The sequence below is a fragment of the Brevibacillus sp. MCWH genome, from assembly GCF_013096935.1.
In the GTDB taxonomy this organism is placed as follows: domain Bacteria; phylum Bacillota; class Bacilli; order Brevibacillales; family Brevibacillaceae; genus Brevibacillus; species Brevibacillus aydinogluensis.
Genome location: NZ_SDLF01000008.1, coordinates 1 through 18,374, shown reverse-complemented (window position 1 = coordinate 18,374; position 18,374 = coordinate 1). Strand labels below are relative to the sequence as shown.

Annotated in this window: 17 protein-coding genes; 12 read left to right on the top strand and 5 right to left on the bottom strand. The window is 53.7% G+C overall.

Features of this window, described 5'->3' with window-relative positions; genetic code table 11:
- Window position 1 precedes the first annotated feature (1 nt).
- Genes ETC00_RS09330 through ETC00_RS09320 form a run of 3 tightly spaced genes read left to right on the top strand, consistent with a single transcriptional unit; the run spans window position 2 to window position 3,471 of the window.
- Window positions 2-661 carry an HlyD family secretion protein gene (locus ETC00_RS09330; protein ID WP_171565727.1) on the top strand — a complete coding sequence of 220 codons (660 nt, stop codon included), beginning with the start codon at window positions 2-4 and terminating at the stop codon, window positions 659-661.
- Window positions 662-1,879: an efflux RND transporter periplasmic adaptor subunit gene (locus ETC00_RS09325; protein WP_171565726.1), complete on the top strand. Its 1,218-nt coding sequence runs from the start codon at window positions 662-664 to the stop codon at window positions 1,877-1,879.
- Between the two features lie 14 nt (window positions 1,880-1,893).
- A complete protein-coding gene (locus ETC00_RS09320) occupies window positions 1,894-3,471 on the top strand; it encodes a DHA2 family efflux MFS transporter permease subunit (protein WP_171565725.1) in 1,578 nt (525 codons plus the stop codon).
- Window positions 3,472-3,505: 34 nt separating this feature from the next.
- Here ETC00_RS09320 and ETC00_RS09315 read toward each other — a convergent pair whose 3' ends face one another.
- Both ETC00_RS09315 and ETC00_RS09310 read right to left on the bottom strand, forming a co-directional pair.
- The gene (locus ETC00_RS09315; protein ID WP_171565712.1) at window positions 3,506-3,643 is read right to left on the bottom strand and encodes a hypothetical protein; all 138 of its coding nucleotides are present in this window, start codon (window positions 3,641-3,643) and stop codon (window positions 3,506-3,508) included.
- Entirely contained in the window at window positions 3,606-4,547 is a 942-nt protein-coding gene (locus tag ETC00_RS09310; RefSeq protein WP_171565724.1) for a DMT family transporter, read from the bottom strand. The genes ETC00_RS09315 and ETC00_RS09310 overlap by 38 nt, the downstream gene beginning before the upstream one ends.
- A 99-nt stretch (window positions 4,548-4,646) precedes the next feature.
- Here ETC00_RS09310 and ETC00_RS09305 point away from each other — a divergent pair, with 99 nt between their 5' ends.
- Entirely contained in the window at window positions 4,647-4,802 is a 156-nt protein-coding gene (locus ETC00_RS09305; protein ID WP_171565723.1) for a hypothetical protein, read from the top strand.
- Here the strand turns inward: ETC00_RS09305 and ETC00_RS09300 are convergent.
- Entirely contained in the window at window positions 4,792-5,577 is a 786-nt protein-coding gene (locus ETC00_RS09300) for a divergent polysaccharide deacetylase family protein (RefSeq protein ID WP_171565722.1), read from the bottom strand. The genes ETC00_RS09305 and ETC00_RS09300 overlap by 11 nt on opposite strands.
- 153 nt (window positions 5,578-5,730) lie before the next feature.
- On the opposite strand from ETC00_RS09300, the gene polA reads away from it, so the two are divergent.
- From polA to ETC00_RS09280, 4 genes are read left to right on the top strand one after another with little or no spacing between them, the layout of a single operon-like run.
- Window positions 5,731-8,382, top strand: coding sequence for a DNA polymerase I (polA, locus tag ETC00_RS09295; RefSeq protein WP_171565865.1), 2,652 nt, complete (start codon window positions 5,731-5,733; stop codon window positions 8,380-8,382).
- Between the two features lie 39 nt (window positions 8,383-8,421).
- Window positions 8,422-9,282 carry a DNA-formamidopyrimidine glycosylase gene (mutM, locus tag ETC00_RS09290; protein ID WP_171565721.1) on the top strand — a complete coding sequence of 287 codons (861 nt, stop codon included), beginning with the start codon at window positions 8,422-8,424 and terminating at the stop codon, window positions 9,280-9,282.
- Window positions 9,279-9,881 (top strand): dephospho-CoA kinase, encoded by a 603-nt coding sequence (coaE, locus tag ETC00_RS09285; protein WP_171565720.1) that lies wholly within the window; start codon window positions 9,279-9,281, stop codon window positions 9,879-9,881. Before mutM ends, coaE begins: the two co-directional genes overlap by 4 nt.
- Window positions 9,878-10,441, top strand: coding sequence for a lytic transglycosylase domain-containing protein (locus ETC00_RS09280; RefSeq protein WP_171565719.1), 564 nt, complete (start codon window positions 9,878-9,880; stop codon window positions 10,439-10,441). The genes coaE and ETC00_RS09280 overlap by 4 nt, the downstream gene beginning before the upstream one ends.
- A 41-nt stretch (window positions 10,442-10,482) precedes the next feature.
- Here the strand turns inward: ETC00_RS09280 and ETC00_RS09275 are convergent, their stop codons facing one another.
- The gene (locus tag ETC00_RS09275; protein WP_171565718.1) at window positions 10,483-11,622 is read right to left on the bottom strand and encodes a glycerate kinase; all 1,140 of its coding nucleotides are present in this window, start codon (window positions 11,620-11,622) and stop codon (window positions 10,483-10,485) included.
- Between the two features lie 153 nt (window positions 11,623-11,775).
- Between ETC00_RS09275 and ETC00_RS09270 the strand changes: the two genes are divergently transcribed.
- The gene (locus ETC00_RS09270) at window positions 11,776-12,534 is read left to right on the top strand and encodes a GntR family transcriptional regulator (RefSeq protein WP_171565717.1); all 759 of its coding nucleotides are present in this window, start codon (window positions 11,776-11,778) and stop codon (window positions 12,532-12,534) included.
- Between the two features lie 81 nt (window positions 12,535-12,615).
- Here the strand turns inward: ETC00_RS09270 and ETC00_RS09265 are convergent, their stop codons facing one another.
- Window positions 12,616-13,713: a tartrate dehydrogenase gene (locus tag ETC00_RS09265; protein ID WP_171565716.1), complete on the bottom strand. Its 1,098-nt coding sequence runs from the start codon at window positions 13,711-13,713 to the stop codon at window positions 12,616-12,618.
- Between the two features lie 409 nt (window positions 13,714-14,122).
- Between ETC00_RS09265 and dctA the strand changes: the two genes are divergently transcribed.
- The 3 genes from dctA to ETC00_RS09250 all read left to right on the top strand — a co-directional run bounded on the left by dctA (window position 14,123) and on the right by ETC00_RS09250 (window position 18,180).
- Window positions 14,123-15,394: a C4-dicarboxylate transporter DctA gene (gene dctA, locus ETC00_RS09260; protein ID WP_171565715.1), complete on the top strand. Its 1,272-nt coding sequence runs from the start codon at window positions 14,123-14,125 to the stop codon at window positions 15,392-15,394.
- A gap of 529 nt (window positions 15,395-15,923) precedes the next feature.
- Window positions 15,924-16,970 carry a glyceraldehyde-3-phosphate dehydrogenase gene (locus ETC00_RS09255; RefSeq protein WP_171565714.1) on the top strand — a complete coding sequence of 349 codons (1,047 nt, stop codon included), beginning with the start codon at window positions 15,924-15,926 and terminating at the stop codon, window positions 16,968-16,970.
- A 301-nt stretch (window positions 16,971-17,271) separates the two neighbouring features.
- The gene (locus ETC00_RS09250; RefSeq protein WP_171565713.1) at window positions 17,272-18,180 is read left to right on the top strand and encodes a sigma-E factor regulatory protein RseB domain-containing protein; all 909 of its coding nucleotides are present in this window, start codon (window positions 17,272-17,274) and stop codon (window positions 18,178-18,180) included.
- Window positions 18,181-18,374 lie beyond the last annotated feature (194 nt).

Below are 18,374 nucleotides of genomic sequence, written 5' to 3'. Positions count from 1 at the left end.
CATGAAGCGAAAACTTGTCTTGTACATCATCCTGCTCCTGATGGTAGCAGGAGGGGGCGGCATCGGTTACTACTACTGGTATCAGGGGAGCCACTACGTCACCACACAGGACGCCCGCGTCGCCGGTGACATTTACCGCGTGATGCCGCGGATTTCCGGCAAGCTGACGTCGCTGAAGGTTCACGAGGGGGATGTCGTCGTGGCGGATCAGATCGTCGGACAGCAGGATACGACCAATCTGACGACCAACCTGTTGGAAAACGCGGTGCTGCGGGCACCCATTACCGGCACGGTGATCAAGACGCTGGCAAAGGAAGGAGAGGTTGTCTCTCCCGGTCAGGCAGTAGCCATGGTGGTGGACGAGAATAACCTGTACATTTCCGCCAATGTGGAAGAGACGGAGCTTGGCCGCCTCAAGCTGGGGCAGAAAGTGGACATCACGCTGGACGCTTACCCGGGCAAACAGCTGACCGGTCACCTGTCCGAAATCGGCCAAGCCACCAACTCCACCTTTGCGCTGCTGCCGTCCGTTAACACCAGCGGCAACTTTACCAAAGTGACGCAGCGGATTCCGATAAAGGTGGCGATTGACAATGCCGCCGGAATCCAACTGACCCCTGGTCTGAATGCGGAAATCAAAGTGCACGTAAAGGGGATGTAAGTGATGAAGACAATGAAATGGAAACAAGTGGGGATTATTGTGGCGGCCTGTTCGCTGCTCGCCGCAGGTTGCAGTGAAACGACAGCCGGGCCGGAAGAAAGCCAGCCGGTCGTGAAAGTGTGGAAGCTGGAATCGAATCAGGCCGGCTCGATCGCAAGCGGAAAGATCGCACCGGCAGAAGAAATTCAGGTGGTCTCCAAACTGGCGGGGAAAGTGGAGCAGGTGCACGTGAAGGAAGGCTCGGTCGTGAAGAAGGGCGACGTGCTCGTCTCGTTGGAAGCGAACGATTACCTGGAGCAAATCAGACAGGCGGAAGCCGCCATCGCCAGCGCCCAGGCGCGTCTGCTCGACACCCAGGCCGGCGCGCGCAGCCAGGAGCTGCAGCGTCTGGAGAGCGGCGTGGAGCAGGCAAAAGCGGCGCTGGAGGTAGCCGAGAGCAGCTACAATCGGATGAAGGCGTTGTACGATTCCGGCGCGATCTCCCAGGCCGATCTGGAAAAGGTGACGCTGGAGCTGGAAAAAGCGCGGACGGGGTACGATCAGGCCAAGGCTCAATACGATTTGGCCAAGGCGGGACCGACAGCCAATTCCGTGGCCGCGCTGGAGGCAGAAGTGAAACGTCTGCAATCCGGTTTGCAACTGGCCAAAAGCACTTATGAAAATACCAAGATTGTCGCCCCGATCTCCGGCATCGTGGCTCGCCGCAGCATCGATCCCGGCGAGATGGCCCAGCCGGGCGTTCCGCTGCTGGTGCTGGTCCAGATGGATCAGGTCAAAGTAGAGGCCAGCGTGCCCCAGGAGCAGATCAACCAGGTGAAAGTCGGTTCGGCAGTTGACGTGAAAGTGGACAATCGTACGCTCAAGGGTACGGTGGAGTTCGTCAGCCCGATCTCCGATACCAACAGCAGCTCTTTCCCGATCAAGGTGCGTTTGGACAACAAGGATGGCGCGCTGCGGGCAGGGATGCTGGCGGAGGTGTACCTGCCAAACCAGGCGTCCGACAGCGAAGTGAAAATCCCCTCCTCGGCCGTCGTGACCAAGGAGAACAAGCAATTCGTGTACAAAGTGGACCGCGACATCGTGCATCAGGTAGAGGTGACTGTCGGGGAAATCAAGGGCGATTGGGTTGCAGTGACCAAAGGGGTAGCCGCTGGCGACCAGCTCGTGCTGAATCCTGGTGACGATTTGGCCGAGGGCAGCAAAGTGATCGTCAACTGACGGGAGGGAGAATCATGGCGGAAGCAGCGGCACAGCGCCATGGGAACAGCGGAAGCGAGATGTGGATTTCGCTTTTGGCCATTCTCATGGGCACCTTCGTCGCCATTTTGAACAACAGTTTGATCAACGTCGCCCTGCCTACGCTGGTAAACGTGTTTGGCTCCACGACGGACACGATCCAATGGGTGTTGACCGGTTACATGCTGGCCAACGCCGTCATGATCCCGATGAGCGGCCTGCTGGGCGACAAATACGGGTACAAGCGGATCTTTTTGCTCTCACTGATCGCATTTACAGCTTCGTCCGTCCTCTGCGCGCTGGCATGGAACGACACCAGCCTGATCGCCTTCCGCGTCATCCAGGGTTTGAGCGGCGGGATGATTATGCCGATCGGAATGTCGATGATCTACATGATTGTCCCGCGGGAGAAGATGGGACTGGCTCTGGGGCTGTTTGGCATCGCCGCGATGGTGGCGCCGGCGGTCGGGCCGACGCTGGGCGGGTACATTGTCGAATACCTCAACTGGCAGTTCCTGTTCCTGCTGGGCGTTCCGTTTGGCGTGTTCGCCGTGGTGATGAGCAGCGCCCTGTTGAAGGAAACGCCGAAAAAGCCGGAGTTGAAGTTTGACTTTCCGGGAGCGATTCTTTCCATCATCGGCTTCGGGACGCTGCTGCTCGCGCTGAGCAAGGGCCAGTCGGAAGGATGGGACTCATTTTTCATCGTCAGTTTGCTGTTTGTCGCAATTAGCAGCCTGGTGCTGTTCGTTTGGGTGGAGACGGGCAGGGAGTCTCCCCTGCTAGACTTCAGCCTGCTGAAAATCCCTGTGTTTACGTTAAGCGTCATCAGCTCCAGTTTTGTCATGATGGGGATGATGGGCGGGATATTCCTGATGCCGATATTTCTGCAAAACATTCAGGGCATGTCGGCGGTGGACTCCGGGCTTCTGCTGATGCCGCAGTCGATTGCCATGGCGTTGATGATGCCGATCAGCGGCAAGCTGTTTGACAAGTACGGGATCGGTCCCGTCGGCCTGGTGGGCATGCTGGTCATGGGGGTGACCACTTATGAATTGCACACCTTGACCGCCGACACGCCGCACGGTTGGTTGAATACGGTGCTGACGATTCGCGGGATCGGCATCGGGCTGTGCATGCAGACGCTGTCCACGGCGGGGATGAACGCCATTCCCCGCGCCAGCGTCGGGAAGGCATCCTCCCTGTCCAACGTGATCCGGCAGGTGATGAGCTCGTTTGGCATTGCCATCCTGACGACGATCATGAGCTCGCGCCAGTCCTTTCACGCCGCGGCGATTTCGGACAGCGTGTCTGTGACGTCCACCACGGCGAGCGAGGCGCTCCAGGGTCTGACCGGGCTGTTCATGCAGGCGGGGGTGGACGCCGCGACCGCCCAGGGAGGAGCCGCATCCGTTTTGGCCGGGATGATTGCCAAGGAGGCAGTCGTTCGGGGGATTGCCGACGCCCTGCTCGTGTCGGCCATTCCAATCTTTTTGTCCATCCCGTTTATTTTCTTTATGCACAAAAAGCCGCCCAAGAAAGAGGCGGCACAAGAGCAGCAAAAAGCAGCAGCCTGAGCGGCTGCTGTTTTTGCTGGATTTTCGACGCACTTTAGAACAGTTTGCTGAGCCAGTAGATGATCCGGCCGACGATGTAGCCGAGCAGGATGGTCCAGCCGATTTTGGCCCAGATGCCAAGACCGCTCACGAATTCACGCAAGCTTTTCCGACGATGCGGCGGTTGCTTCATCAGACTCCACTCCTTTGGCTGTATTGCAGCGGATGAACAGGTAGATGCCGGTGAGAATGATCAGGCCGCCGACCCATTGCGAAAGGGTAACCCCTTCCCCCAGGATGAGGTACGCCAGAATCGCCGTTCCGACCGGTTCCCCCAAAATCCCCATGGAGATCGTCGTGGTGTTTAGCCATTTGATCACCCAGTTGAAAATCGAGTGGCCGAGCAGCGTCGGAAACAAGGCGAGGCAGAAAAACCAGCCCCAGTCCTCGGCCCGGTAACCGGCCAGCGGGTACCCCAGCACCAGATCGTACGCCACCAGCAGCACGCTGGTGATCGTGTAGACGACGAGTGTGTAGGAAAACGAGGACAGGTGCTGCCGCACGTACTGGCCAACCAGCCAGTAGCCGGTGACGGTGGCGGCGCCCATCAGCGCCAGAAAGTCTCCCCACAGCGCCATGCCGCCGACGCGAAAGTCTCCCCAGCCGATGACGAAGCTGCCGGCGATGGCCAGCAACCCTCCCGTCAGGGCCAGGGGGCGGATTCGCTCGCCAAAGAAGAAATACCCGCCGACGAAGGCAAACAGCGGCTGCAACGTGACCAGCACGGTAGAGCTGGCGACGGACGTAAAGTTGAGCGATTCAAACCAGAGCAGGAAGTGGCTGGCCAAAAAGGCCCCCGACAGGAGACAGAGCAGCCACTGCCTTCTCGGCATCCGCACCATTTCGCCGATGGCACCGCGGTTCCAGAACAGCAGCGGCAGCGTCAGCAGCACGGAAAATACCAGCCGGTACGTGGCGATTACAGGTGCCGGCGCACTGGACAGCTTGACAAAGATGGCCGAGGTGGAGACGGCCGCCACGCCGAAAAAGAGGGCGAGATAGGGCGGTATCCAGGGTTTTTCGTTTGGAGTGTTCATGCCTACACCTTCTTGTCCTAAGGAGATCGCATGCTCTCTATTTTACAGGTCTATCGAAACATTCACAATCGCTAGACATTGGGAGGCCACGAACAAAGCGTGGGGCCTGCCGATCGCCTGGCCGCTCCAACAAACTCCTGGGAGAACGCCGGAAGCGATGAAGACCGTCCGCTCACCGGCGAGGTGCAAGGCGATGAGCGGAGGCCAACAGCCGCAAGCGACGAGATCAGCCGGTTGGAAACGGCTAAGGCGTAACGCTGTTCAACAGCGCAGAGACGGTGACAATCACCGCCTCCTGTTGTATGCGCGGAATGTACTGGCGCAGAACAGAGGCCGTTTTCTTGCCGGGCGGCCCGACATGGCCGATGGCGATATTGACGGGGCGGTCTTTCATGCGCTGGCACAGCGTTTCCATTTGGCGGGTAATGTGCGAGACGGTGTAGACGGAGTCCAGAAACAGTTCGTTTTCCAAAAACGGCACGCCCAGCTCCTTGGCAATTTTGGCTGCGACACTGCGATGGGTCGTTTTGCTGTCCAGGTAGATCATGCCGCGTTCCTTGCACACGCTCAGCACCGCCCGCATGACGCGCTCGTCGGCTGTTGCCTTGGAGCCCATGTGGTTGTTCAAACCGATCGCGTGCGGAACATCGTCAATCGCCTTGCGGACGCGGTCGCGAATCTCCTCGTCGCTCAGGTCAGTGGTGATCGCTCCGGGTCCCAGCCAGGAACGCTTTCCGTTTACCGGCTCCATCGGCAGGTGGACAAACACGTCGTGTCCCTTTCGATGGGCCAGCTCCGCGTCCCGTTTGGTGCTGGGCAAAAACGGCATCACCGCGACCGTCAGGGGAACGGGCAGGTTGAGAATGTCGTCCGTGCCCGCCATGTTGTTTCCCAAGTCGTCAATGACTACTGCCACTTTCTTGGCGGCCGTTTTCGCCGGGGTAGCACCGGGAGCGAGGGCGTGCGCCCCTGCCGTGCAGGAGAACAGACAAGCGGCGAGCAGGGCTGCCCCCCAGGTTCGTTTGCGCATGTGATCGCCTTCTTTCCGCTGTTTTTTCCTAGTTTGTTCAAGCAGAGGAATGCTTACCCGCAGGCCCTGCCGCTGATGGAGACTTGTTTTGCCAGGGGTGTGCCCCTGTGGTAAACTGAAGGAATAGTGATGGAACGAGAGGAGTCGTACGAGTTGAGCCACTTTGTGTTGATTGACGGGAACAGCATCGCCAACCGGGCGTTTTACGCGCTCCCGCTGCTGTCCACGTCGGCGGGACTGCATACCAACGCGGTGCTTGGCTTCACCACCATGCTGCTCAAGGTGCTGGAAGAGATGCAGCCGACGCACATGCTGGTCGCGTTTGACGCGGGCAAAGTCGTGTTTCGCCACAGCGAGTTTGCCGAATACAAGGGCGGCAGGGCCAAGACGCCGCCGGAGCTGTCGGAGCAGTTTCCGCTGATTCGCGAGCTGCTGGACGCATTTTCCATCCAGCGCTTTGAACTGGAAGGATACGAAGCGGATGACATCATCGGGACGCTCACCCGGCGGGCGGACGAATCGGGCTGGAAGACGACGGTGATTACCGGGGACAAGGACATGCTCCAGCTGGTCTCCGACAATGTATCCGTAGCGTTGACGCGCAAGGGCGTAAGTGAGATGGAGCTGTATACGCCCAAGGAGATCGCGGACAAGTACGGGTTGCAGCCGCTTCAGATCATCGACCTGAAGGGGCTGATGGGCGATGCCTCGGACAACATCCCGGGCGTGCCCGGCGTGGGGGAAAAGACTGCGCTGAAGCTTTTGCGCGAATACGGATCGGTGGAAGCGGTGCTGGAGAACATCGACCGGATCTCCGGCAAAAAGCTGCAGGAAAACCTGCGTGAAAACGTGGAGCAGGCCAGGATGAGCAAGGCGCTGGCGACCATCATGCGGGACGCCCCCGTCGATCTGGACGTGGAACAGACGGTGTATTCCGGCTACGATGCGGCGGCTGTCACCGAGTTTTTCAAAAAAATGGAGTTCAAGTCGCTGCTGTCCAAAGTAAAGACGGCCGCCCCGAAAGATGGGGGCCAGTCGGGACAAGAGCGCGCGCCGTTTTCCTTCGAGGTAGTGGAGGGCGGCAGAACAGACAGCTATGCCGAAAAACTGACGTCGCCCATGGCGCTGTACGTGGAGATGGACGGAGACAACTACCACCATGCGCCGATCCTCGGCTTCGGTCTGGCCGCAGACGGCATCTCGTTCTACGTGCCGTACGACGTGGCCGTGGAGTGGCAGGCATTTCGCGAATGGCTGGCCGACGACACCAAGGAAAAATGGGTGTTTGACGGCAAGCGGGACACGGTGGGACTGTCCTGGCACGGCATGGAGGCAGCCGGCATCGGCTTTGACGTCTACCTGGCCTCCTACCTGCTGAATGCGACGGAGAGCAATCCCACCCTCGACGGTGTCGCGGCCCAGTACGCCGAGGTAGGCGTGCTGCCGGACGATGAGGTGTTTGGCAAAGGAGCCAAGCGGCAGGTGCCGGAGACGAGCGTCCTCAGCGAACACGTGGCGCGCAAAGCGGCTGCGATCTGGCAGAGCGTGCCAAAACTGCGGGATGAGCTGGCGCAGCACAAGCTGAACGAACTGCTCACCGATCTGGAAGCGCCGCTCAGTCTGGTCCTGGCCGCGATGGAAAAGCAGGGAGTCAAAATCAACCGCGAGCGGCTGTTGGAGATGGGCGAAGAGCTGGACAGCCAGTTGGAGACGTTGACGGCAAAGATTCACGAGCTGGCCGGGACGCCGTTCAACATCAATTCGCCAAAGCAGTTGGGGGAGATCCTGTACGACAAACTGGATCTGCCGGTGCTGAAGAAGACGAAGACCGGCCCGTCCACCAGTGCCGACGTATTGGAAAAGCTGGCGCCGTACCATCCGATCATCGGGGAAATTCTCCACTTCCGCCAGTTGGGCAAGCTGCGCTCCACGTACATCGAGGGGCTGACCAAGGAGATTCACGCCAAGACGGGCAAGATTCACACGCGGTTCAACCAGGCCACCACGGCGACCGGCCGCCTGTCCAGCACCGAGCCCAACCTGCAAAACATTCCCATCCGCCTGGAGGAAGGCCGGAAAATCCGCGAGGCGTTCATTCCTTCCGAAGCAGGCTGGTACATGCTGGCTGCCGACTACTCGCAGATCGAACTGCGCGTTCTCGCCCACATCTCCGGGGATGAAAACCTGATTGACGCCTTCCGCAAGGGGATGGACATTCACACGCGGACGGCGATGGACGTGTTTGGGGTGAGCGAGGCGGAGGTCACGCCGCTGATGCGCCGTCAGGCCAAGGCGGTCAACTTCGGCATCGTCTACGGGATCAGTGACTACGGCTTGTCGCAAAACCTGAACATCACGCGCAAGGAAGCAGCGGATTTCATCGAACGCTACTTCGCCGTCTTTTCCGGCGTGAAACGGTACATGGAAGAAATCGTGAAGCAAGCGAAGCAGGACGGCTACGTCACCACGCTCCTGCACCGACGCCGCTACCTGCCCGACATCAAGAGCAGCAATTTCAATTTGCGCTCGTTTGCGGAGCGGACGGCCATGAACACCCCGATCCAGGGAACGGCCGCCGACATCATCAAACTGGCGATGATCCGGATGCAAGAGAGCATCCGTGAAAAAGGCCTGAAGAGCCGGATGCTTCTGCAGGTGCACGACGAACTGGTCTTCGAAGTGCCGGAAGCGGAATTGGCCGTCATGCAGAAGCTGGTGCCGGACGTGATGGAAAACGCGCTCAAGTTGGACGTGCCGCTGAAAGTGGACGTGCATTACGGACGCACCTGGTACGACGCGAAGTAACCGGAACAGCATCAAGAGAGAAACGAGAGGAGGAGACCCATGCCGGAACTGCCAGAGGTGGAAACGGTCGTCCGCACCCTGCGCACCCTCGTGTTGGGCAAGACGATCGAACGCGTCAGCGTGACGCTGCCGCGGATTGTGCGCCGCCCGGACGACGTGGAAGCGTTCAAGGCGCAGCTGGCCGGCCAGACCATTCGTGAGATCAAGCGGCGGGCCAAGTTCATCCAGTTTTTTCTGGACAAGGACGTGCTTGTCTCCCATCTGCGCATGGAGGGGCGCTACGGCCTGTACCAGGCTGAGGACCCGGTGGAGAAGCACACGCACGTGATTTTCCATTTTACCGACGGCACCGAACTGCGCTACCGGGATGTTCGCCAGTTCGGGACGATGGATCTGTTTCCGATTGGGATGGAAACGAGTGAAGGGCCGCTGGCCAAACTGGGCGTCGAACCGCTGGAGGACAGCTTTACGCCGGACGTGCTGGGCCGTCTGCTCAAGGGGCGGACGACCAAGATCAAGCCGCTGCTGTTGAATCAGGAATGTATTGTCGGGTTGGGGAATATTTATGTGGACGAATCCCTCTTTCGGGCAGGCATCCACCCGGAACTGCCGGCAGGCAGCCTGACCGCCAAACAGGTGGCCAAGCTGCACGAAAGCATCGTTACCACGCTGAAAGAGGCGGTGGCACAGGGCGGCAGTTCGATCAAGTCGTACGTCAACGGCCAGGGCGAGATGGGCATGTTTCAGCAGTCGCTGTTGGTATACGGACGCAAAGGGCAGCCGTGTACCCGCTGTGGAACGGAGATCGTCCGGTTCGTGGTCGGCGGCAGGGGGACGCACATCTGTCCCGCCTGTCAAAAAGTTGGCAAGCCCATCAGACGAGGAGGAAAACGGGCATGATTCTAGGGTTGACAGGAGGCATCGCCACGGGAAAAAGTACGGTGACGGCCATGCTGCGGGAGCGCGGCATTCCTGTCATTGACGCTGACCAGATCGCCCGCGAAGTTGTGGAGAAAGGCAAACCTGCCTACGAGGCGATCGTTCGTCACTTCGGCAGGGACATCCTGCTGGCTGACGGCCAGATCAACCGCAAGAAGCTGGGGGAAATCGTCTTTTCCGACGAAGCGGAGCGGCAGAAGCTGAACGCCATCGTCCACCCGGAAGTCCGCCGGGTGATGCGGGAAGAGGCGGAAGCAGCGGAACGGAACGGCGCTGACATCGTGTTTATGGATATTCCCTTGTTGTTTGAGAGCAAGTTGCAGCATCTGGTGGATAAAATTGTCGTGGTGTACGCGCCGGCCTCTGTACAGTTGGCGCGGATGTTGGAGCGTGACGAGCTGGATGAGGAACAGGCGCACAAGCGGCTGAGGGCGCAGTGGCCCATTGAGCAGAAAAAACAGCTCGCCGATTTTCTGATCGACAACACCGGGACGCGGGAAGAGACGGAACGGCAGGTGGAGCGCCTGCTGGCAGAATTGAAGACGGAGCTGTCGGGATGAAGCGAGGCAGGCGAGCCGCAGGCGTCCTGATCGTGCTGATGGGCGTCTTTTTGCTGATCAACTCCCCCTTGGTCTGGAAGTGGATGTATCCGATCAAGTATCAGAGCGAGATCCTGGAAGCGTCCCGCCGTTATCAGGTAGACCCTTACCTGATTTTGGCCATCATCCGTTCGGAGAGCGGCTTCCAGCCGGACAACGTCTCGAAAAAGGGGGCGGTCGGGCTGATGCAGATCATGCCCGACACGGCAGAATGGATTGTGGAGCAGGCGGGCTTTCAGCCGAAGCGAAAGGATTACCTGTACGATCCGGAGATGAACATCAACATCGGGACCTGGTACTTGTCGTTTTTGCAGCAAAGGTTTCAGGGCGACGTGGTCAAAACCATTGCCGCGTACAACGCCGGGCCCGGCAAGGTAAACGGATGGCTGACGCGCGAGCAGTGGAACGGAGAGCGAGACACCCTCGAGGACATCCCGTTCGGCGAGACTCGTCTATACGTCCAGCGGGTGCTGTACTACCACGACCGATATCGGACAATTTACAACGACGATTTGCGGTAACCCGACCCTCCCCTCCAAAAGATGGAGGGGAGGCATCTCTTTCACCGGATCGCCCGAATCAATCGAAACAACTGGTATGAGGTAAAGCGCAGATTGTCAAAAGTAACATGATAGTCCATCGCTTCTTCAAGTGACATTGGTTTGTTCACAATAGAAAAGCAAGAAGTGATGCCAGATGCGTGTAAAGGTGATGTCTCATTTGTAATACCACCCGCAAGTGCTATAACCGGGATACGATGTTTATATGCCAATTGAGCTACTCCGATTGGAGCCTTTCCCATCGATGTTTGTCCATCCAACAGTCCTTCACCTGTAATGACAAAATCGACACCTTTTATTTTTTCTTCCATTTGAATGATGTCTAAAACGACCTGGATTCCAGATCGAAGGTGTGCATGTAAGAAGCCTGCAAACGCAGCTCCAAGTCCGCCGGCTGCCCCTCCACCGACGATATTATGAATATCGACGTCCAACTCATTAAGGACAACTTGTGCAAAGTGTTTAAGGCCTTCATCGAGTTCGCGCACCATTTCTGCTGTCGCCCCTTTCTGGGGAGCAAAAACATACGCAGCTCCGGTTGGTCCGTAGAGAGGATTTTGTACATCACAAGCTATTTCGAATGTACAATCCTTCAACACTGGATTTACATGGGTCACATCAATTTTACAAATATCTTGGAGTACTTGCCCTCCTAATCCTACCTCTTGACCGTTTTTATCTAAGAAGCGAAATCCCAATGCTTGAAGCATTCCGACACCCGCATCATTGGTGGAACTACCGCCAAGCCCAATGACAAATTTATGACATCCTTTTTCGATGGCATCAGAAATGAGTTCGCCAACGCCATACGTGGTTGTAATGAAAGGATTACGTTGATCAGAAGGAACAAGCGGTAAGCCACATGCTGCTGCTACTTCAATAACCGCAGTTTCTCCTTCTCCCAAAATACCGTAAACTGCTTTTACTTTCTCTTTTAATGGTCCTGTTACTTCTTTTGTAATGAATTGTCCATTTGTCGCTTGAACCAACGCTTCAACCGTGCCCTCGCCACCGTCTGCTACAGGTACAGCTACAATTTCTGCATCGGGATACACATCCTTTATTCCCAAAGAAATGGCTTTACTACCTTCTGCAGAAGAAATACTCCCTTTAAAAGAATCGATTGCAATCAAGACCTTCATCTTGGGACCTCCTCTACTTCTTGTTTGTCTGCTTCCGAAGAACCAGCTTCGCCGAACAAGACATCTTTTGTCTCGCTGGATTGAGGTAATCATGGTTTTTTGATATGATTTTCATGGCAAAGTAGAAATTTCTGGGGATGAGTGATCTCTAGGATGAATAATCAAAAGACATCCCAAACACTTGTTTTTCATCGTGAAAGGCTTGATCAATCTGCTCTTTCACAGAACGTACGTGCATTTTTAGCCACATTAGATATGAATGAGGAGTCACGCTTGCCGCAACGTGCTTATCTAGCGATTCGGCATGCGATTCGCCATCTTCAACTGCAACCTGGACAGACTGTGTTAGAGAGGGAGATGGCCGAAATTCTAGGTATGAGCAGAACTCCTGTGCGTGAAGCACTTGTCCGCTTAGAGATGGAGGGATGGGTGCGTCTCATCCCACGTCGTGGTTTTGTGGTAGCACCACTTGTAGCGGATGACCTTCAACACATTTATGAAGTAGTGGAAGCCCTGGAAGGTATTGCGGGCAGGCTTGCTACCGGTCGTGCTACTTGTGAAGAATTCAACCAACTTGAACGTTTGATCGAGGATCAGGAAAAGGCACTGGAAAGGAACGATCTGCTGGCATGGACAGACCTTGATGATCAATTTCATAATCTCATTGTCGATTTGGCTCAAAATCCACGCCTTAGAGGAATTATCGATAGTCAATCTGATCAACTCTATCGTGCACGATTATATACGATTGAGTTCAGACCAATACCAACACGTTCAGTCATAGAACATCGGGCAATATTAGCAGTCATGCGAGCGGGTGAACCCGAAGCTGCACGAACCATGCTGCAAGCCCATCGTTACAGAGCCCGTAACGAAATTCTGGAGGTCCTTCGATCTATGCCTCATACGTAGAAGCGATGGATTCAATGATTATAGAAAGGCTGTAGAGATTTTTTAAAAAATCAGCTACAGCCTTTTTTCATGGATGTGTGGTTATACCTTCGCACTTACTTTTGCTAAATTGGCTAAAATCGCGTCAGTTACCTCACGAGTCGAACAAGTTCCTCCCACATCCGGTGTAAGCTTGCCTTCACGTGTTGTTGCCTCAATTGCCTGATGTACCAGTTTGGCCTCATCATGAAGACCTAGATGTTCCAACATTAAAGCAGCACTGCCGATTGCCCCGATTGGATTCGCGATCCCTTGTCCGGCAATATCTGGAGCTGACCCATGCACCGGTTCAAACATACTCGGATAACGGCGTTCGGGGTTGAGATTTGCGCTGGCAGCAAGCCCTAGACTTCCAGCAAGTGCGCTGCCCAAATCAGAAAGAATGTCTGCAAGCAGATTTGATGCTACGACTACTTCCAACGTTTCAGGTTTCAGTACAAACCGGGCTGCCATAGCGTCAACAAGCCATTGTTCTGTTTCAACATCAGGATATTCCTGGCTTACACGGGCAAAAACTTCATCCCAAAGCACCATTCCATACTGTTGCGCGTTGCTCTTGGTTACACTGGTCACTTTCTTTCTTTTGCGGGTACGGGCAATTTCAAATGCATAGCGAATAATCCGCTCACAACCTTCTTCGGTAAAGATGGATGATTGAATAGCAACCTCTTTTCCTTTCCCGCGACCTGAGAAATTACGTCCACCAATTCCTGAATATTCTCCTTCAGAGTTTTCACGGATTAAAATCCAATCCAGGGATTCTGCATTTGGATGACGTAGTCGGCTTTCGACACCTGGTAAGAAGCGTACAGGGCGGATATTCGCCCATTGATCGAATCCTTGGCAGATCGCCAGCCGTAATCCCCACAAACTTACATGGTCGGGTACTCCTGGCCAACCAACAGCTCCAAAATAAATGGCATCATAATGCTGGAGTTTTTCCAAGCCATCGGCAGCCATCATACGACCAGTCTCTAAGTAATATTGACACCCCCAAGGAAAGAAATCAAATTCAAAAAGAAACGTCCCGTTTGATGCTTGAGCCAAGTACTCCAAAACACGTATCCCTTCTTGAACGACCTCTCGTCCAATTCCATCACCAGGGATAACTGCGATATGCAACGTACGTTTTTCACTCATCGACTGACCTCCTACCTTGTTTTCTGAATTTTTCAGTAGTTAATTATCTATCAATGTATACATTAATGTCAATAGTGTTTATTTATTATTTCGTTCACGCAAGACAATTCCGATATATCATTCAGAAAAAACCTTAGAAAACAAGCGTTTTTAGGCGAACCTAAATAGACTTTTGCTTGTGATAAAACTGAATATTTCAAATAATATTTGACTTTAACGTATACGTTAATATATAATTTCAGCGGTAAATATATGGATGATGTTCCTCACAAGAATCCATGATACCCACATGCGTACACATGCGTACGAGCAAAAAAAGAAAGGAGTTGATTATTTTGTAAACGCTTGCGAAGTGTTTTTGCAGATCATGGCTCCAATCGCTCGCAAATACGGAGAAAGAGGGATCTGTATGAAAAAGTATCTCAAAAATTTAACTTTACAGGTTGTTATTGCCATTGTTACCGGAATCTTGATTGGACACCTTTTTCCATCTTTTGGGGTTGAATTAAAGATTTTTGCTGATCTCTTTATCAAATTGATAAAGATGCTAATCGGTCCCATTATCTTCCTAACCATTGTTATCGGTTTTGCCAATATGGGAGATATGAAAAAAATCGGAAAGCTTGGTACAAAGTCATTAATCTACTTTGAAATTATTAGTACGATTGCCTTGCTCATCGGGATCGTGGTCATGTATCTAATCAAACCGGGAATAGGTATGGATACCAGTCATGTGAGTGAGAGTGCTGCTGATGTTGCGAAATATTCCCAGCAGGCATCAGAAACGAGTCATGGATTCAAGGATTTTCTTCTGGGGATCATCCCTGATAGTGCCGTTGGTGCTCTTGCAAAAGGTGAAATGCTTCCTATATTGCTCTTCGCTCTATTATTTGCCATTGCCCTTGCTGCCTTAGGGGAAAAAGGAAAGCTGGTAACTACTTTCTTTGAAAAAATGAATGATGTATTTTTCAGGATTGTTGGGATGATTATGAAAATTTCCCCTTTTGCTGCAGGGGGTGCCATGGCTTACACAATTGGGAAGTTTGGAATCGGTTCTCTTTTTTCCCTTGGTAAAATGTTGGCTTCCGTCTATATTACCATGTTTTTGTTTGTCGTAATCGTATTGGGTGCGGTGGCTAAGTTCTACGGATTCAGTGTTTTTCATTTGATTACACACATAAAAGAGGAAATCTTACTTGTCCTTGGAACGTCTTCTTCTGAGTCCGCTTTGCCAAGTTTGATGAAAAAATTAGAACAATTTGGTTGTTCGAAGCCTGTTGTTGGTTTTGTTGTGCCTACAGGTTACGCTTTTAATCCGGATGGACAGTGCATCTACTATACCATGGCATCATTGTTTATCGCCCAGGCTTATGGAATTAATCTCACCTTTTGGCAAGTACTTACATTGTTTGGGGTACTCATGCTTACATCGAAAGGGTCTGCAGGTGTAACCGGCTCTGCAATTATTACCTTGACTGCAACACTAGCCTCCCTGCCGGGCAACGCAATACCTGTGGAAGGAATCGCCTTATTGCTGGGTGTTGACCGTTTTATGTCAGAGGCGCGTGCGATAACAAATGTCATTGGTAATGCAGTTGCAACAGTGGTCATTGCGAAAAGCGAAAAACAGTTTAATCAAGGGAAGGACCGAGCCGAAGAAAACCTGTCTATGTCAAGCTGATGTCCACCCCTTAGGGTAGACAAAGGCTTCCTGCTGCGTACCTGAGCATCGACGTTGACAAAGGGGAACAAGGTTTTTAGGGTTCAGTCGAACTTGCGCTTGTAACATTTGGTTCAATACGAATTCTAGTAGTGTGGCCACTCCCGCATCCTGAGATTGGTTAAGAAAAAGCTGATGAAAAGCTATGGTGATCTGGTATTGAGCCATTTCAAAATTCCCTCACGTTGGTATGTGATTGGCTGGCTATTCCAACTGGGGGGTTTTGAAAATGGCTCTCTTGTTTTGGGCTTGTAGACATTTGATATACCGAGGGCTGGTGAAATGACTGCGCAGGTCGTTGTGGCCAGTTGAGGACAAGGATCGGCACCCACCGTCCGGACGAGTGTCAGCTGAAGCCGGGCGTTTGGTGATTTTTACCGCAAATCGTCCAAATATTTATTTTTCAGTAAAACACATTGATAATTGTGTCATACTTATTATAATGAAAGTAAGGAATAGTGTAACTCAATAGAGGAAGGGGTTTCTAATTATGACAATCAAAATCGGTATTAATGGTTTCGGACGAATCGGACGCATGGTTTTTCGCCGCGCCGTTCAGGACCCCAACATCGAGATCGTCGCCATCAATGCCAGCTATCCCCCTGAAACACTCGCTCATCTGTTGAAATACGATACCATTCACGGGCGTTTTCCCCATAAAGTGGACGTGCAGGACAACCAGATCATCGTAAACGGCAAGCCGACTGTCGTGCTGTCCGACCGCGATCCGCTCAATCTGCCGTGGGGCGAACTGGGCGTGGAGATCGTCGTGGAGGCCACCGGCAAGTTCAAGGACCGCGAAGGCGCCGGCAAGCACCTGAAAAGCGGCGCGAAAAAGGTGGTCATCACTGCACCGGCGAAGGAAGAAGATGTGACCATTGTCATGGGCGTCAACGAAGACATTTACGACCACGAGAAGCATCACATCATCTCCAACGCCTCCTGCACCACCAACTGCCTGGCGCCGGTGGCCAAGGTGCTGCATGAAGCGTTTGGCATCGAACAGGGCCTGATGACGACGGTTCACTCCATCACCAACGACCAGGTAAACATCGACAACCCGCACAAGGACCTGCGCCGCGCACGCGCTGCTGGTGAGTCGATCATTCCGACCACGACCGGTGCCGCCCGTGCCGTGGGCAAGGTGCTGCCGGAGCTGAACGGCAAGTTGAACGGTTTCGCCCTGCGCGTCCCGACGCCGAACGTCTCCGTCGTCGACCTGGTCATCAACACCAAGAAGCCGGTAACCGTGGAAGAGGTAAACCGCGTGCTGCGTGAAGCGAGCGAGGGCAGCATGAAGGGCTACATCGAATTTTGCGATGAACCGCTGGTCTCCAGCGACTTCAATGGCAACGATCACTCGTCCATCATCGACGGCCTCTCCACGATGGTAATGGGCACCAACCAGGTAAAAGTGATCGCCTGGTACGACAACGAGTGGGGCTACTCCTGCCGCGTGGTCGATCTGGTGCGTCACGTGTCCGAGGATGCCAACCGCGCCCGGACAAAAGAGGCGGCAGCCGTAGCCGCAAACTAACCTACCCGTAAACAGACAACAACCCCCCTGGGACCCTTGCGGTGGTCCAGGGGGTTTTTTGCGATTTCGCGTGCCGCGCATATCGGCCAACCAGCAAGCATTCGCAGGCCGGATGCAAACCGCCGCTGGTGAACAACAAATGGGAACTGACATCCTGTGTGTAAGAAATTTTTGCCATAATAAGCAAAAATTATGGATGAAAGTGAAGCGCTGCGGCTCCATACACGTCTGAATATGTGGAGACTGTCAATCAATACACCGCGAGTGAAAGGTGGAAGGTATGGGACAAGGAGGGCAGATCATGTCAAAAAAAATGATGATAGCAGGCTGCACAGGTATTTGTTTACTCCTCACGTCAGTCGCCCATGGCGCTGGTGGAGATGCAGGAAAGGTTTTGCCGCAGACTTCAAATGAAGCGGCAGTTCAGCAACATGCAGAAATGCAATCGGCACGCCAACAGATCACTGCTGAAGCGATTCGGGATAAAATGCTCAATGCCATTGATTATTACACGACCATTCAAGGGACGTACCGGATCATGCAAAAGCCGCTTGGCGTCGATGATGTGGTGGAATTTGACGTATCTGTGGGCGATACACCTGGAAGCTATGTAAAGGTAAAAAGCAACGTGACAGGGAAGCAAAGTGAGCACATCTCAAACGGCGAGACCATGATCCATTTATACGAACAGGAAAAGGCATTTGTCAAACAGCAGAAAATAAAAACGGTGACGAAGGAAAGCAAAATCCAGAAAGGCCCCCGTTACTATATCGATGAAGAGGGAATCCCTGTCTATGAATACAGAAAAGATCCCTCCTATGCACATGAGGCTCACGATGTCATTTTTCCGCAGGCTTACGGCTTTTGGCTTTATCGGCATCCGCACAAAGTGGTGGGAACGGAACCTTATCTGGATCGAACGGCAGTCGTCCTGGTAGGTACGTTATCCGGTATACTGGCCGAAAAACACCAGGCCAGCAGATTCAAGATGTGGGTTGATCAGGAAACGGGCGTGTTGTTGAAACTGCTTGAGACCGATGATAAAGGTACCGTCTCAAATCAGATCGAAGTGCTTCGGCTGGCCATTGACAAAGAGATTGACACTTCCAAGTTTCAGATCATTGAGCCGAAGGGATGGAAGGATATCAGTCCTGATTTGAGCAAGAAGAGGGAGGTACGAGCGGATTCGAGTGACAAGGAAGCCAAGTAGCGTGAAACGCCCTGTCTTTCGAAGTCGGAAGAAAGAAGAAGACCCCGCCCGGCGCAGTGTCAGGCACTGGTCAAGACCCCATTTTGTAGACACTTAAAAAACCCCCGGCCGTTAGGCCGCATGCTGACGCCTGTACTCGACTGGCGTCAGCTTATTTAATTTGATTTGCAAACGCTCCTCATTGTAAAAACGAA